A 15,532-nucleotide genomic window follows, 5' to 3' on the forward strand; every position below is an offset into this window, starting at 1 on the left:
ACGGGGAGTCAAAAGCAGGCAGCGATGCGATCGCCCGGCCCGTCGAGGTATTGCGCGGATCCGCCGCACTCGGCGAAAGCCGAGGCACGCTGCTCGGGCGCCGACAGGAATCCGCAATAGTCGTCGTCGGCATGCGTGCGGCGCGGCGAAGGTGAGCGCGTTGCGCGATGTGACGACGCTGGCAACGACCTGGAACCACGACGGGTGCGGCGGCGCATCAGCGTACCTCCAGGGCATCGTACTTCGTGCTGCCGCCACAAAACCACAGCGTGACATGCTGGGTGCCCGCGGGCGGCGTGCCGTTGAAGGTGAAGCGGGTCCAGGCGCTGGCGGGAGCGAGCGAGGTGTAGTTCTCGCCGATCTCGGTCCAGTTCGCGTCGAAGTAGTCGAAGCCGATGCCAGTCCACGGACGGTTGGGCTCGGCCGTGTAATAGCCGACGGTGGTCAGTACCTGGCCAACTTCGAAGGAATTGAGCGTAAACGAGGTGCACAGTGACGAGCTCGACGGCGCGGTGATCTTGAGTGCTTTCGCGCCCTCGAAAGCTGATGTCGTGATGGTGATGCCGCTCGCGGGCTGCCACAGTCCGGCAGTCCCTTGCTCGAAGCCGCCATTGCTGAGCCGCGTGACCGTCATGTCGGCCGGGCAGGAGCCGCCCGCGCTCGAGGATGAGCTGTCGGCCATCATCTCGATGCCATTGGTCCACAGGTAACCGTTGTTCCAGAGGTAGCCGTTGTTCCAGAGGTAGCCATCGGCCCAGAGGTAGCCATCCGACCAGAGATAGCCGTTGTTCCACAGGTAGCCGTTGTTCCAGAGGTAACCGTCGGTCCAGAGGTAGCCGTCGGACCAGAGATAGCCATCCGACCAGAGGTAGCCGTCGTTCCAGAGGTAACCGTTGTTCCAGATATTGCGCGCCGACCACTCGCTGCTACCCCACAACTTGCCTGTGTCTTCGATCAGCACGGTGGTGCCGGCGCTCGGGCGGATCAACTTCGGCGACGGCGCACGTGCCACGCGACCCGTGTCGCGCATCGCTGCCGCGATGTCGAGTACACCGGCGCCGGTTGCGACCGGGTCGCCCGCGATCTTGCGAGCCGAGCGCATCATGCGCGCCTTGACGCTCGCCGGATTGAGGGATGGATCACGCGAGAGCATCAGCACCGCGGCGCCCGAGGTGACCGCCGCTGCCATGCTGGTACCGCTCAGACGGAAATACTGGCCGTAGCAATCGCCAGTCAGGCAGGTGGCCAGGCGCTCAGGATAGCCGGCAGACAACGAGCCTTTCGAGATCGGCGCAATGACGCGATAGCCGGGCGCCAGCAGATCGGGCTTGACGTAGTGGTCATACAGCGTCGGGCCGCGCGATGAAAAGTCGGCGACCGTGTCATCGCCCGAGCATCCGGTATCGGCATTGTTGAGCGCACCCACGGTAATTGCTGCCGGCGCGATACCGGGACTCGTGACATAGAAATTGCCGGCGGCGCCGTAGTTGCCAGCCGAGGTGACCACGGTGACGTTGCGCGCGACCAGGGCGTCGACCGCGGCCACGAGCGGGTCATCCGCCGCCTTGACTTCGACCGCCTTGCCGAGCGAGAGGTTGGCGACGCGAATGCCTTCGCGCGAACCCTGCTCCATCAGCCAGTCGAAGGCTGCCAACACACCGGAGACGGTACCGCGACCAGTGCTGTCGAGCACCCGCAGGTCATAGAGCGATGCGCCCGGCGCAACGCCGCTGTATTGCTTTGCCGATTTGTTGCCATTGCCACCGATCGTGCCAGCGATATGAGTGCCGTGGCCGACCGCGTCGAGTTGGGTCACATAGGCGTTCGCACCCGCCAGATAGTGCGCGGCAACCTGGCTGTCGCTGAGCGACTGGCAGTGCACGGCAAGCATGTCGATCGAGCCCTGCCAGGGCACATCGGTATCGCCGATCTGCAACGGATAGTTGGTATCCCAGGCGAGCGGTTCGCTGCGATTCGTACCGTTGCTATAGGTCTTGATGCCGTCCTGGTACATGCGCACATAGCCGTCGGTACCGCGCGTGACCACCAGATGCGTCGATTTGCCAGGCAACAGCGCGCCGCTGTTGGTATAGGTGTAGACGACCGTGGCGGACTTGCGCACCCGGGCCTGGAAGCGATTGCCCATCTGCAACAGCTTGAAGTCGCCGATCGTCGTCACACCGCGCTGCAGGATGATCGAATTGTCGGTGATGTTCGCCGGCGTCAACCAGACTTCGAGCGTCATGGCATTGTTCGCCTTGCAGCTCGGGCCGATCTTGTCGTTGCTGTCGAAATTCGCGAACACGCCGTTGTGTACCTTCAGGCCACTCGCCGAAAACTCGCCGGGCAGACCATTGAAGTAATGCTGCTTGCTTGCGACCGGCGCGAGCATCACCGCCTCGGGCTTGCCCGTGGCCGCATTGGCCACCACCCAGGGGTAATCGCGATAGGAACCGATGCTCCAGTTCTGGCCGGGCTGTATCGTTCCATAGGACACCAGGTTGCCGGAGAAATCCACCCAGAACATCTGGATCGCATGATCGGAGTTGTTCTGCATCTGGAACGGCGCCGATGGCGAGCCAACCGAACGCAAACCCGAAATGGCGACACCATCGGCCTGGGTCAGGCCACTGCTGTCGGCGTAATGATCGAGATGCATCGGCGTGCCGCTCGTGCGGTCGAACGCGCGTGCGCCGCTGCCCTCGTCGAACAGGTAGAGCGCCTTCAGCGCGCCGTCGCTGCGGCCACTTGCCACGAGCTCCGTGACCGGCGCGGTGAGATTGGCACGGCGCACGACGTTGAGGTCAGGATGATCCGCGACACCGGTGTCGATCACGGCGACGCCGATATCGCTGCGCACACTCGTGAACTCGCTCATACCTTGAGTGGGCAGGTGCGCCGATTCGAGTGTCGGCTGCGACATGAAGGCAACGTCGCGATCGACGCCGGCTGATTGCAGGCCATCGAGCGCCAGCAGCGCCGCGATGCGGCTCTGCGGTGCACGCACCGCAAGCATGTGCAAATTCTGATAATTGCGCAAAATGCGGCCATCGAGCGCGGCGATGCGCGTGGCGAGCTCGCCCATGTCCGCCTCGTGCGAGGTGCGCAGCAGCTGGTCGACGTAACCCGCCGGGGTCACCGGATCGTAGGAAGCGCCGAGCGCACCTGGCCGCGCGGCAACCGGACGGGGATCATGGGCCAGGTAGGCTGGCGCCGAGCGGTCGACGGCTTCGAACACCGGCAACTGGTCGTCCGCCATCGCAACGACGGCGCGCGCGAGCTGCGCGACCGGCTTGGTCTGCGAGACAGCCGGCTCGTAATCGTCCCAGGGATTGCCGGCAACGCGAATCGGGCTTGCATCCGATGCGCTGCCCACGGCTTCGTCGACAGCGCTCGTAACCGGCAATGCATCGGGCCGGGCCAGATAGAGCCCTCCCGCCAGAATTGCCGCCGCTGAAATCGCCAGTAATTTCTTCTGCATGGCCGTTCCCGAATTCCTGTTGCCGTCGTGTTGATCGTCGAGGCCTGTATTTCATGGAAAAACGCCGTTGCATGTGTCGTTCGGCGCCACCGCCGCCCGGCCGAAAACTGTGATGTGGTTGGAATAATGCGTCGGTCAAATGAACCGGCACCGGGCAAGTGAAAACTCTGAAATGGGGTGCCAATGGCAGTGCCCACCGGGATGGTGGGCGTCGCCGCAGGCGCAAGGGGCGGTTCGTCCGCCACCTGCGCTGTGCTTGCCTAGTTCAGGGCGCGCGAACCACTCGGCGGGTGATCGCCGGCAAACAGTTGCTCCACGTCGCCGGCGTCGAAACGATAGGGGCGCTGACAGAACTCGCAGGTGACGCTGACGCTGCCCTGTTCGCGCAGGATGTCCTCGACTTCCTCGCGGCCAAGGCCCTGCAGCAGGCTTGCGACACGGTCGCCATCGCAGCGGCAGCGAAACCGCACCGGCTGAGGGGAGAACAACCGGATGGCCTCGGATCCTGCCAGTGCTCGCAGCAGCGACTCGCCGTCACCGTCAAGCAATTGCCCGCGTGCCAGTCGGGAAAACCGCTCGCCAGCGAGGCGCCACTCGCCGTCGTGATTTTCTGCATTGCGGCCACTGTCGGCCGGCATGCGCTGCAGGATGAGCCCGCCACAGCGATTTGCATCCGCCGCGAGCAACACCCGGGTGGGGAGTTGCTCCGAGGACGCGAAATAGTGCTCGAGCGACTCGGCGAGGCTCTTGCCATCGAGTGGCACGATGCCCTGGTAACGTCCCCCTTCGATCGCAGTCGTATCGATAGTCACGGCGAGCGTTCCCTCGCCCACGAGCGACGTGAAGTTCGTGCCCTCCCCGGCAACGTCCGCGACACGCACCATCGCCCGCATGCGATAGTCATGCGTGCATTGCGCCACCAGCAGCGCAATGTTGGCGCTGCCTTCGATCTGCAGCGTGAGCAGGCCATCGAACTTGAGCGTGCCCGCAAGGAGCACGCTGGCCGCGAGTGTCTCGCCCAGCAGCCTTTCCACGGCAGCAGGATGATGCTGGTGCGCCTTGAGCTCCCGCCATGCGGGCCCGAGATCGAGCCAGTAGCCTCGCATCGGAAGTGAATCGAATACGAAACGTCGCAGGCTGTCGGCGCTGGGATCCTCCGGCAGGACCATCAGGGCGCGAGCTTTTGCTTCAGCAGTGCGTTCACCTGGGCGGGATTGGCCTTGCCACCGGAGGCCTTCATGACCTGACCGACGAAGAAGCCGAACAGCTTGTCCTTGCCGGCGCGGTAGTCGGCGAGCTGGCCGGGATTGGCCGACATGACCTCGTCGATGACGCGCTCGATGGCGCCCGTATCGGTGATCTGCCGAAGGCCCCGCTCATCGATGATCGCATCGGCGCCCTTGCCACTGCTCCACATGGCTTCGAACACTTCCTTGGCAAGCTTGCCCGAGAGCGTGGAATCGTTGATCCGCTCGAGCAGGTTCGCAAGCGCCGCGGCGCCGACCCTGCTGGCAGCGATATCGAGACCATCCTTGTTGAGTGCGGCGGCGAGTTCGCCACTCACCCAGTTGGCCGCGAGCTTGGCGTGCTGCGCGCCAACCGCCGCGACCACCTGCTCGTAGTAATCGGCGAGCTCGCGACTCGCGGTCAGCACTCCGGCGTCGTAGGCCGACAATCCGTAGTCGGCAACGAAGCGCTGCGCCTTGTCGTCCGGCAATTCCGGCAACTGCGCGTGTACTGATTCGATATACGCAGCGGAGACCTCGAGCGGCAGCAGATCAGGATCCGGGAAATAACGGTAATCGTTCGCCTCCTCCTTGCTTCGCATCGAGCGCGTCTCGCCGCGATCCGGATCGTAGAGCCTGGTTTCCTGGACGACCTTGCCTCCGCCTTCGACGATGTCGATCTGGCGCGCCACCTCGAAGTTGATGGCTTTTTCGATGAACCGGAAGGAATTCAGGTTCTTGATTTCCGCACGTGTGCCAAAAGCGCTCGCGCCGCGCCGGCGCACGGACACGTTCGCGTCGCAGCGAAACGAACCTTCCTGCATGTTGCCATCGCAGATGCCGAGGTAGCGCACCAGCGTGTGGATCTTCTTCATGTAGGCCACGGCTTCGCCGGCAGAGCGCAGGTCCGGCTCGGACACGATTTCGAGCAACGGGGTTCCGGCACGATTGAGATCGATGGCCGATACGCCCTTGAGCCCTTCGTGCAGCGACTTGCCGGCATCTTCCTCGAGGTGCGCACGTGTTACGCCTATGGTCTTGGTCGTTCCGTCCGCCAGCACGATCTCGACGGTGCCGCCGGCAACGATGGGCAGCTCGTACTGGCTGATCTGGTAACCCTTGGGCAGGTCGGGATAGAAGTAGTTCTTGCGTGCAAACACCGAGCGCTCGGCAACCTTCGCGCGGATCGCGAGCCCGAACATCACCGCCATGCGCACGGCTTCGCCATTCAACACGGGCAGCACGCCGGGGTAGCCCAGGTCGACCAGATTGGCCTGGGCGTTGGGGCTTGCGCCAAATGCCGTGGCCGAGCGCGAGAAGATCTTCGAGCGCGTTGCAAGCTGCGCGTGTATCTCGAGACCGATGACTGTTTCGTAGTCCATCATGCGGATCAGGCGTATGCCGCCGGCAACTGGCTGTGCCACTCGGTCTGTCGTTGGTAGGCGTGCGCGACATTCAGCAACCGCGCTTCCGCAAAATGGGGTGCGACGATCTGCAGCCCGACCGGCAATCCACCCACGAAACCGCAAGGCAGGGAAATCGCCGGCAATCCCGCGAGGTTGGCGCCGATGGTGTATATGTCGTTGAGGTACATGGTCAGCGGATCGGCGGTCTTCGCGCCGATGGCGAAGGCAGGCGTCGGCGTGGTCGGTCCGACCAGCACGTCCACGCTCTCGAAGGCGCGCTTGAAATCCTGTGCGATGAGCTGTCGCACCTTCTGGGCCTTGAGGTAATAAGCGTCGTAGTACCCGGCGGACAGCACGTAGGTGCCGGTCATGATGCGACGCTTGACCTCGGCCCCGAAGCCCTCGCCGCGCGATCGGCAATACATGTCGTTGAGATCGCGCGGCGATTCGCAGCGATAACCGAAACGCACGCCGTCGAAACGCGCCAGGTTGGATGAACACTCCGCCGGAGCGACCACATAGTAGGTCGGCACGGACAACGCCAGATTGGGCAGGCTCACTTCGCACAACGTGGCGCCGAGCTGCTCGTAGACGGCGAGCGCTGCGCGCACGCGTTGTTCATTCCCGGCATCGAGTCCGGCGCCGACGAATTCACGGACCAGACCGATCTTGAGGCCCCGCAGCGACTGGCCGAGTGCGGCCAGGTAATCGGGTACCGGGGCATCGACACTGGTCGAGTCGCGCGGATCGAAACCCGCCATGGCACCGAGCAGCAGGGCGCAGTCCTCAGCCGTCGGAGCGATGACGCCGCCCTGATCGAGGCTCGAAGCAAAGGCGATCATGCCGTAACGCGACACCCGACCATAGGTGGGTTTGAGTCCGGTGACGCCGCACAAAGCCGCCGGTTGACGTATCGAGCCGCCGGTGTCCGTCGCGGTAGCAGCCGGTACCAGCCGTGCCGCGACCGCGGCAGCCGAACCACCCGATGAGCCGCCGGGCACGAGCTCGGTGTTCCATGGATTGCGCACGACGCCGAAATAGCTCGTCTCGTTGGACGAACCCATGGCGAATTCATCCATGTTGGTCTTGCCTAGCATGACCGCGCCGGCGGCACGCAGCCGCGCGACCACGGTCGCGTCGTAGGGCGAGACGAAATTCGCGAGCATGCGCGATCCGCAACTCGTCAATACGCCGTCGGTGCAGAAGATGTCCTTGTGTGCGAGCGGCAATCCCGTGAGCGCCCCGGACTCGCCACGCAGAAGTTGCTGGTCAGCGGCACGGGCCGCAGCGAGGGCGGACTCACCCGTCACGGTGATGAAGGCATTCAATGTCGGCTGGGCCGCCTCGATCCGCGCCAGGTACGCCTGCGCGAGTTCAAGCGCGGAGTACTCGCGGGCCAGCAGGCCGCGGCGCAGCTCGGCCAGGGTACGCAAATGCAGCGCCATTACTCGATGACCTTGGGCACGAGGTAGAGTCCGGCGGATACGGCCGGCGCATTGCGCTGGTAGCGCTCGTGCTGATCGGATTCTGTGACCGCATCGACATCGAGGCGTTGACTCTGGCCCTCGAGGGGATGCGCCATGGGCTCGACATCGCCCGTATCCGCCGCTTCGAGTTGCCCGACGAACTCGACTATCTTTGGCAGGCTCTCGAGGTAGGCCGGTAGTTCGGCCGGGGTCAGCGACAGTTTCGCCAGGGCGGCGATGCGCTCGATGTCGTCACGCTGCAGGGTCATGTGAAACGGTTGGAAGAATCAACAGGCGAAGGCTGAAAATCATACACCTCGCCTTGTGGAATGTCCCGGTGGTTGCTAGATTAGCGCAACTTTTTCGCGCATTTTCGCGAGTACCGGTCGCCTTACATGTTCAAACGCCTGCGGGGCTATTTCTCCAGCGATCTGTCGATCGACCTGGGCACGGCCAATACTCTTATCTATGTCCGTGACAAGGGCATCGTTCTCAATGAGCCGTCGGTCGTAGCCGTACAGGATGAGCCCTCGCGCGGCGGCAAGGTCATCGTGGCGGTCGGCACCGAAGCGAAAAGCATGCTCGGGCGCACGCCGGGCCACATCACGGCGGTCCGGCCCCTCAAGGACGGCGTCATCGCCGACTTCACCTACACCGAGAAAATGCTCCAGTACTTCATCGGCAAGGTCCACGGCCAGCGCCTGCTGAAGCCCTCGCCGCGCGTGCTGGTCTGCGTCCCCTTCGGGTCCACCCAGGTCGAGCGCCGGGCCATCCGTGAATCGGCCGAAGGTGCCGGCGCACGCAATGTCGGCATCGTGAGCGAGCCGATGGCGGCCGCCGTGGGCGCCGGCCTGCCGGTGCACGAAGCGCGCGGCTCGATGGTCCTCGACATTGGCGGCGGCACGTCCGAGGTTGCGGTGTTGTCCCTGAACGGCATTGTGTATGCGAACTCCGCGCGCGTCGGCGGCGATCGCTTCGACGATGCCATCATGAACTACGTGCGCCGCAATTACGGCATCCTCATTGGCGAGGCGACGGCCGAGCGGATCAAGATCGAAATCGGCGCGGCCTATCCAGGACAACAAGTGCGCGAGCTGTCGGTCAAGGGCCGCAATCTCTCGGAAGGCGTTCCCCGCAGTTTCACGCTCAACAGCAACGAAATCCTCGAAGCCTTGCAGGAACCACTGCAGGCGATCGTCAGCGCCGTCAAGCAGGCGCTCGAGCAGACGCCGCCGGAACTCGGCGCCGACGTCGCCGAACGCGGCATCGTACTGACCGGCGGCGGCGCGCTGCTTCGCGACATCGACAAGCTGCTCATGGAAGAGACCGGCCTGCCCGTCGTGGTATCGGATGACCCGCTCACTTGCGTGGCCCGTGGTGGCGGCCGGATCCTCGAGCTGATGGACGAACTGGGCCCGGGCCACTTCGGCCTCGAATAGACGGGCATACACCGTGGCGGCATTCGCGAGACGCGCGAACCGACCGCTGCCGGTGCGCGGACCGTCCGCTGGAGCGCGCCTGACGCTCTACAGCATCCTCAGTGTCACGCTGATGATCATCGATCAGCGCAGTGGCTGGCTCGAGACTGCCCGCTACGCGCTGACCGCCGCGGCCTACCCGATACAGCTCGCCGTCAACTCGCCAGGCGCGGCCTGGCGCTGGCTGCGGGAGACATTCGAAGCGCGCGACCAATTGCAGGAACAGAACGCATCGCTGCGCCAGCGCGTTCGTGATCTCGACCTGAAGGTAATGCGTTATGAGGCGCTGGCGAGCGAGAATGCGCGCTGGCGCGAAATCGATCGCGCCGCCGTCAATATTGCGGACCGGCATCTCGCCGCACAGGTGAAGAGCTTCGAGTCGACGAGTCTGCGCCAGCGGATGGTGATAGACCGCGGCGAGATCGACGGCGCATTCCGCGGCCAGACGGTGATCGCCGGACGTGGCGTCGTGGGCCAGATATTGCACGTCGGGCCGGTGAGCAGCGAAGTGATATTGATCAGCGATCCCGAACACGCCATCCCCGTGCAGGTGTTGCGCAATGGCCTTCGCAGCATTGCCGTCGGCACCGGAGCCGCGAGCGAAATCGTATTGCAGGCACTGCCGATACAGGCCGACATCCGCGAGGACGACCTGCTGGTGTGCTCGGGTCTCGGCGGGGTTTTTCCGGCCGGCTTTCCCGTTGCCCGCGTAACCGACGTATCCCGCGATGTCGCGCAATCCCTGACCCAGGTGCGGGCAAGACCGCTCGCCGGACTCGATCGCGACCGGCAGGTCATGTTGATCTGGCTGCGAAACGATGTGCGCGATGAGAAATCCGCCGGTGAAACGGGAGACACCACGACTACCGCCGCCGCGGCCGACGGGGATGCGCCTGCAGGGGACAGACCGTGACGCTCACGCAGGAACCGTCACGTCGCGTGCTCGTGATATCACTACTCGTCGCGATCGCGTTGCAGACCGTGCCGCTGCCGAACGTCCTTGCAACCCTCCGTCCGCCGATCGTGTTGCTCGTCGTCCTGTTCTGGTCTGTCGTCGCGCCGCGCCTCGGCGGCATCGCCATCGCCTTCGTGGCGGGGATCGCCATGGATGTTTTCCATGGCGTCGTGCTCGGCCAGCACGCGCTTGCGGCCTGCATTGTCGCCTACATCGCCATTCGCATGCACCTGTTGCTGCGCAATCAGACCCTGCTGCAGCAATGCCTGTTCGTGTTCGCGGCGGTATTCCTCTATGAAGCGATCGTCTGGGCGATCGACGGCTGGACCGGCCACGCGATCGCCAATCCGTGGCGGTGGCTGAGCCCGGTCCTCGGCGCAATCTGCTGGCCGCTCGTGGCTGCGATTGTCGGCCGCTACAGCCGCTAGCGCGATCAAGCGCCCATGAACGCAACCGTGCGCATCAAGGACCAGTGGCGCGAACAGCGCATTTTCGAGCAGCGCACGGTCATCGCAATCGTCATCATCCTGGCGCTGACGCTTGCATTGATCGCGCGACTGGCATGGCTGCAGATCTGGAAGCACGAGTATTACACCGACCTGTCGCAGGGAAATCGCGTGCGCATCGAGCCCTTGCCGGCAAGTCGCGGCCTGATACTCGACCGCAAGGGCCGCATACTCGCGCAGAACGTGCCGGCCTACCAACTGGAACTGATCAGCGAGCAGGTTCCGGATCTCGACGATGCGCTGCAGCGACTCGCGCAGCTGCGGCTCATCGAGGCCGGGGAAATCGCCGACATGCGCCGCCGAATTCGTGCGCGTCGCAAGTTCGAAAGCGTGCCGTTGAAGCTGCGCATGAGCGAGGAAGAAGTTGCCCGCTTCGCGGTGCACCGCATGGATTTTCCAGGCGTCGACATCAAGGTGCGCCTCGCGCGCAGCTATCCGTTTGGCGCCTCGGCCGTGCATGCCCTCGGCTATGTCGCGGCCATCAGCGAGGCAGATCTCGAACGCATCGATCGCAGCACCTACTTTGGCACGTCGCTGATCGGCAAGCTCGGCGTCGAAGCCGCATACGAAACGCAACTGCACGGCCGCAATGGCACAAAGGAAGTACTGGTCAACGCCCAGGGACGAAGCGTCGATCGCCAGGGCGGCGTCATCCCGGAATTGAAAGTCGTGCCGCCGATCGCCGGTCGCGACGTCATTCTGGCGATGGACTATGACGTGCAGCGCGCCGCCGAAGCGGCCATCGAGGGCCGACGCGCGGCGATCGTCGCGATCGATCCGGCAACTGGCGACGTCATCGCGCTCGCGAGCCAGCCAGGCTTCGATCCCAATGCGTTTGGCCGCGGCCTCACCCAGGCCGAGTTCGATGCGTTGCAGAACGACATCGACAGGCCCTTGTTCAATCGCGCCCTGAAGGGCGTTTATCCACCGGGGTCGACCATCAAGCCGATCGTGGCCATGGCCGGACTCAACTATGGCGTCATCGCGCCGTCGGACAGCCGCTTCTGCCGTGGCTTTTTCACGTTGCCCGGATCCCGGCACCGGTTTCGCGACTGGAAACCACAAGGACATGGCCGCGTCGACATGGTCCATGCCATTGCACAGTCCTGCGACGTGTATTTCTACGGTCTCGCCGAAGTGATCGGTGCCGAGCGCCTGGCCGGATTTCTTGGTCATTTCGGACTGGGCGCGGTCACCGGACTCGATGTTGGCGGTGAAAAGAGCGGCCTGTTGCCATCACCCGCGTGGAAACAGACGGCATTTGCCAACCCGGTTGACAAGACCTGGTTTCCGGGCGAGACCGTGATCTTCGGCATTGGCCAGGGCTATCTGCTTGCGACCCCGATGCAGATGGCGCACGCAGCATCCATCATTGCCGCTCGCGGCAAGCGCTACCAGCCGCGGCTGGTCACTGGCTTGCGCGATCCGGCAAGCGGCGACATCGAGCGCATTGCGCCGAGGTTGGTCGAGACGTTGCCGATCAAGGATCAGGCCGAGTGGCAGATCGCGATCGACGGCATGCAGGCCGTGACCACCATCGGTACGGCCCGGGCGAGCGCGCGCGGCGCGAAATTCACCATCGCCGGCAAGACCGGCACGGCGCAGGTCTTCACGGTTGGGCAGACGGAGAAGTACGACGCCAGCAAGATCGACGAGCGGCTGCGCGATCACGCCTGGTTCATCGCCTTCGCTCCTGTCGAAGCTCCCCGGATTGCCGTGGCCGTTCTGGTCGAGAACGGCAGCAGCGGCAGCGGCACGGCCGCGCCGATTGCGCGCAAGGTGCTCGACGCCTATCTGTTGCCGGGCGTGCAGGACGATTCACCCTTCATCGACAACCAGGCGGGTGGCGAATGATTTACGAGGAAGTCGACAATTCGTCGGTCACCCGACGCACGCTGACGGCCACCGCAAGAATCCTTGCGACGCTGCGCCTCGACGGCGCATTGCTGGTCGGTATCGGCCTGATTGCTGCCTATGGACTCATCGTGCTCTACAGCGCCTCGGGCCAGGATCTCGGCATGGTGCTGCGCGCGAGCGCGCGCCTGGGGCTTGGCGCCTTCGCCATGCTGGCACTGGCCCAGGTCAAACCCGCGTTCCTGCGACGCATATCACCATGGCTGTTCGCGCTCGGCACGGTGTTGCTGGTGGTGGTCGACGCGATCGGCTACATCGGCAAAGGTGCGCAGCGCTGGCTCGATCTCGGCGTGATCAGGTTCCAGCCCTCCGAGATCATGAAGATCGCCGTACCCATGATGTGCGCCTGGTACCTGCACGAGCGGCCGATCCCGCTGTCGATTCGTTCCCTGCTGGTCTGCGCCGTGATCATCGCGGTACCGGCCGGACTCACGGTGGCACAGCCCGACTTGGGCACCGGCATGTTGATCACCATAGGCGGCGCATTGCTGATCCTGCTCGCGGGCATGTCAGTGCGACTGATTGGCGCATTGCTCGCGCTCGCCGTCGCGGGCGCCTATGTCGGCTGGAATTTCCTGCACGACTATCAGCGTCAACGCGTGCTGACCTTTCTCGATCCGCAGACTGATCCGCTCGGTGCCGGCTACCACACCATCCAGGCCACCATCGCCATCGGCTCCGGTGGTGTATTCGGCAAGGGCTGGATGAATGGCAGCCAGGCGCAACTGGAATTCCTGCCCGAACGGTCCACCGATTTCATCTACGCGGTGATTGGCGAAGAATTCGGCATGGTCGGGCAGGCCATATTGCTTGTGCTCTACCTGTTCGTGGTTTTCAGGGCCATCTACCTTGCCATGCAGACGCAGGATACGTTCGCGCGGTTGTTGAGCGGCTCGCTCGCATTGACCTTCTTCGTCTACGTGTTCATCAATGCCGGCATGGTGAGCGGCATCCTGCCGGTCGTCGGAGTACCGCTGCCGCTCGTCAGCTACGGCGGCACTTCGATGGTGACCCTGTTGGCGGGCTTCGGTATCCTGATGTCCATGTACTCACATCGAAAACTGGTCGGGTAGTGCGCGCTGGCGCATTCGTCTGGCTGGCCTGCCTCGCTGCGCTTGGCGCCGACGCGAGCGGCAAGCGCTTCTCCGGCCACAATCGCTTCGATCTCGATCGCGAAGATATCCGCGAGTTCGTAACCACTACCGCCCCGGCCATTGGCTACGATCCGGGCGAGTTGTATGCAATCCTTGCCAAAGCCGAACCGCAACCGCGCATCATCGAGTTGATGCAGCGCCCTGCCGAAAAAGTCGCCCCCTGGTGGAAGTATCGGGAGAACTTCCTCACGCGAGAGCGGATCGACAAAGGCGTCGCCTTCTTCGGTGAGCATCGCGACACACTGGCCGCGGTCAGCGAGGCAAGCGGCGTCCCCGGCGAATACATCGTCGCCATCATCGGTGTGGAGACCTTCTACGGCCGCATCACCGGCCGGTGGCGCGTTCTGGATGCCCTGGCAACGCTCGGCTTTGATTACTCACCGCGCGGCGAATTCTTTCGCGCCGAGCTCGCGCAGTTCCTGCAACTGGTGCGCGAGGAACATGTGGACGCGTTATCGGTCCTCGGGTCCTATGCCGGCGCGATGGGGGCACCGCAGTTCATCCCCTCGAGCTATCGCAATTACGCGGTCGACGGTTCCGGCGACGGCCGACGCGATCTGTTCTCCGACTGGCATGATGTCTTTGCGAGCATCGCCAATTATTTCCGCGAACATGGCTGGCAAGCCGGCGCGCCCGTGCTTGCCGAGGCCGAGGCAGATCCCGATGGCAGCTATACGGCTGATCCTCGCAACCTGGAACTGAACGAGACCATCGCCAGCCTGCGCGCCGAGGGGGTCGTCGTGCACAGTGACCTGCCCGCCGAGACACCGGCCCTGCTGATCCCGGCGGAAGAGAAAGAAGGCCCTGCGGTACGCGTCGGTTTCGCAAACTTTCGCGTTATCACCCGGTACAACCGCAGCGTGCGCTATGCAATGGCGGTCCACGACCTGGCCACGGCCATCAGCGGACGCGTCGGCACGCAATGATGATCCTTGCGCGGCGACGCGGCGCCGTTGGTCGCGGGCTGCACGCGCCGATCGCCATCCTCCTGGTCGCTGCCCTGGCGAGCGCCTGCGCGCCATTGCGAGAGCGCGGTACGACGAGGCAACCGACGGTTGAGCGCGGCGAGTCGACCGGCGGCAGCGCGGCACCCCCCGACGTTGCCGCGATTCCCGACGCTGTTCCGAAGAGCGAGCCGCGCAGCAAGTTCGGCAATCCTGCATCGTATGAGGTCTTCGGCCGGCGGTATTACGTGCTCGACACCGCTGCCGGCCATGTCGAGCGTGGCATCGCCTCGTGGTACGGGCCCGGATTTCATGCCCAGCGCACCTCGAGCGGCGAGCCCTATGACATGTACGGCATGACGGCGGCGCACAAGACCCTGCCCATACCCTGCTACGCCCGCATCACCAATCTCGAGAACAACCGCAGCGTCGTGGTGCGCATCAACGACCGCGGCCCCTTCGTCGGAGATCGCATCGTCGACCTCTCCTACACGGCGGCGGCAAAACTGGACATGCTTCGCCGGGGCACAGCGCTGGTGGAACTGCGGGTACTGCAAGCCGGCAATGCCACGGGCTCGACCATCGCCGCAGCGATCCCGGTAGCGGCCAGCAACGCCGGCGCCGGGCCGGTCGCGCCGCCACCCGCAGCGATCGACACGCAGGCCGCGGCGGTGACGCCATCGAGACCACAATCACCGTCCCCGTCACCATCGGTTGTCGAATCCGCCGAACCCGAGTCATTTGCGCAGGTCGGGGCCTATTCCGACCCCGCCAATGCCATCGCAATGCGGGATCGACTGGTTGGGGCCGGCATTGCCAAGGTGCAGCTCCAGCTTGCCGACGAGGCCACCGGCGATCGGCTGCACCGCGTCAAGGTGGGCCCGCTTGCCTCCGATGCCGAATTCACCGCGCTCGCGCAACGGCTGGACGCGCTCGGACTTCCAGCACCGCTACGGATTGAAACCGCCGCGGGCAAGGCCGCGATAAAATGACCTTCGGTAC

At 64.3% G+C, this 15,532-nt stretch carries 13 protein-coding genes; 7 read left to right on the forward strand and 6 right to left on the reverse strand.

Annotated features, from left to right (window positions below):
- Window positions 1–8: 8 nt before the first annotated feature.
- The 6 genes from R3E77_12765 to gatC all read right to left on the reverse strand — a co-directional run bounded on the left by R3E77_12765 (window position 9) and on the right by gatC (window position 7,848).
- Entirely contained in the window at window positions 9–218 is a 210-nt protein-coding gene (locus R3E77_12765; GenBank protein ID MEZ5500287.1) for a hypothetical protein, read from the reverse strand.
- Window positions 218–3,481 (reverse strand): S8 family serine peptidase, encoded by a 3,264-nt coding sequence (locus R3E77_12770; GenBank protein ID MEZ5500288.1) that lies wholly within the window; start codon window positions 3,479–3,481, stop codon window positions 218–220. The genes R3E77_12765 and R3E77_12770 overlap by 1 nt, the downstream gene beginning before the upstream one ends.
- A gap of 260 nt (window positions 3,482–3,741) precedes the next feature.
- A complete protein-coding gene (locus R3E77_12775) occupies window positions 3,742–4,650 on the reverse strand; it encodes an Hsp33 family molecular chaperone HslO (protein MEZ5500289.1) in 909 nt (302 codons plus the stop codon).
- On the reverse strand, window positions 4,650–6,089 hold the full coding sequence (gene gatB / locus R3E77_12780) for an Asp-tRNA(Asn)/Glu-tRNA(Gln) amidotransferase subunit GatB (protein ID MEZ5500290.1): 1,440 nt from the start codon (window positions 6,087–6,089) through the stop codon (window positions 4,650–4,652). Before gatB ends, R3E77_12775 begins: the two co-directional genes overlap by 1 nt.
- Window positions 6,090–6,097: 8 nt before the next feature.
- Window positions 6,098–7,558: an Asp-tRNA(Asn)/Glu-tRNA(Gln) amidotransferase subunit GatA gene (gatA, locus tag R3E77_12785; GenBank protein ID MEZ5500291.1), complete on the reverse strand. Its 1,461-nt coding sequence runs from the start codon at window positions 7,556–7,558 to the stop codon at window positions 6,098–6,100.
- Window positions 7,558–7,848: an Asp-tRNA(Asn)/Glu-tRNA(Gln) amidotransferase subunit GatC gene (gene gatC / locus R3E77_12790; protein ID MEZ5500292.1), complete on the reverse strand. Its 291-nt coding sequence runs from the start codon at window positions 7,846–7,848 to the stop codon at window positions 7,558–7,560. The genes gatA and gatC overlap by 1 nt, the downstream gene beginning before the upstream one ends.
- Before the next feature lie 126 nt (window positions 7,849–7,974).
- Between gatC and R3E77_12795 the strand changes: the two genes are divergently transcribed.
- The 7 genes from R3E77_12795 to R3E77_12825 are packed head-to-tail and all read left to right on the forward strand — an operon-like array spanning window position 7,975 to window position 15,522.
- Complete coding sequence (locus R3E77_12795) at window positions 7,975–9,018, forward strand: rod shape-determining protein (protein ID MEZ5500293.1); 1,044 nt, start codon at window positions 7,975–7,977, stop codon at window positions 9,016–9,018.
- A gap of 13 nt (window positions 9,019–9,031) precedes the next feature.
- Complete coding sequence (gene mreC, locus R3E77_12800; GenBank protein ID MEZ5500294.1) at window positions 9,032–9,970, forward strand: rod shape-determining protein MreC; 939 nt, start codon at window positions 9,032–9,034, stop codon at window positions 9,968–9,970.
- A complete protein-coding gene (gene mreD, locus R3E77_12805) occupies window positions 9,967–10,440 on the forward strand; it encodes a rod shape-determining protein MreD (protein MEZ5500295.1) in 474 nt (157 codons plus the stop codon). Before mreC ends, mreD begins: the two co-directional genes overlap by 4 nt.
- Window positions 10,441–10,455: 15 nt before the next feature.
- Window positions 10,456–12,372, forward strand: coding sequence for a penicillin-binding protein 2 (mrdA, locus tag R3E77_12810; protein MEZ5500296.1), 1,917 nt, complete (start codon window positions 10,456–10,458; stop codon window positions 12,370–12,372).
- Entirely contained in the window at window positions 12,369–13,505 is a 1,137-nt protein-coding gene (gene rodA / locus R3E77_12815) for a rod shape-determining protein RodA (GenBank protein ID MEZ5500297.1), read from the forward strand. The genes mrdA and rodA overlap by 4 nt, the downstream gene beginning before the upstream one ends.
- Entirely contained in the window at window positions 13,505–14,512 is a 1,008-nt protein-coding gene (gene mltB, locus R3E77_12820; protein MEZ5500298.1) for a lytic murein transglycosylase B, read from the forward strand. Before rodA ends, mltB begins: the two co-directional genes overlap by 1 nt.
- Window positions 14,509–15,522 (forward strand): septal ring lytic transglycosylase RlpA family protein, encoded by a 1,014-nt coding sequence (locus tag R3E77_12825; GenBank protein MEZ5500299.1) that lies wholly within the window; start codon window positions 14,509–14,511, stop codon window positions 15,520–15,522. The genes mltB and R3E77_12825 overlap by 4 nt, the downstream gene beginning before the upstream one ends.
- Window positions 15,523–15,532 lie beyond the last annotated feature (10 nt).

The organism is Steroidobacteraceae bacterium (genome assembly GCA_041395505.1).
In the GTDB taxonomy this organism is placed as follows: Bacteria; Pseudomonadota; Gammaproteobacteria; order Steroidobacterales; family Steroidobacteraceae; genus JAWLAG01.

Bases quoted from the DNA above. Each gene is read 5' to 3' on its own strand.
- gatB (MEZ5500290.1), bottom strand. From the start codon at position 6,089: ATGGACTACGAAACAGTCATCGGTCTCGAGATACACGCGCAGCTTGCA.
- mrdA (MEZ5500296.1), top strand. From the start codon at position 10,456: ATGAACGCAACCGTGCGCATCAAGGACCAGTGGCGCGAACAGCGCATT.
- rodA (MEZ5500297.1), top strand. From the start codon at position 12,369: ATGATTTACGAGGAAGTCGACAATTCGTCGGTCACCCGACGCACGCTG.
- R3E77_12795 (MEZ5500293.1), top strand. From the start codon at position 7,975: ATGTTCAAACGCCTGCGGGGCTATTTCTCCAGCGATCTGTCGATCGAC.
- gatC (MEZ5500292.1), bottom strand. From the start codon at position 7,848: ATGACCCTGCAGCGTGACGACATCGAGCGCATCGCCGCCCTGGCGAAA.
- R3E77_12770 (MEZ5500288.1), bottom strand. From the start codon at position 3,481: ATGCAGAAGAAATTACTGGCGATTTCAGCGGCGGCAATTCTGGCGGGA.
- gatA (MEZ5500291.1), bottom strand. From the start codon at position 7,558: ATGGCGCTGCATTTGCGTACCCTGGCCGAGCTGCGCCGCGGCCTGCTG.
- R3E77_12775 (MEZ5500289.1), bottom strand. From the start codon at position 4,650: ATGGTCCTGCCGGAGGATCCCAGCGCCGACAGCCTGCGACGTTTCGTA.
- R3E77_12825 (MEZ5500299.1), top strand. From the start codon at position 14,509: ATGATGATCCTTGCGCGGCGACGCGGCGCCGTTGGTCGCGGGCTGCAC.
- R3E77_12765 (MEZ5500287.1), bottom strand. From the start codon at position 218: ATGCGCCGCCGCACCCGTCGTGGTTCCAGGTCGTTGCCAGCGTCGTCA.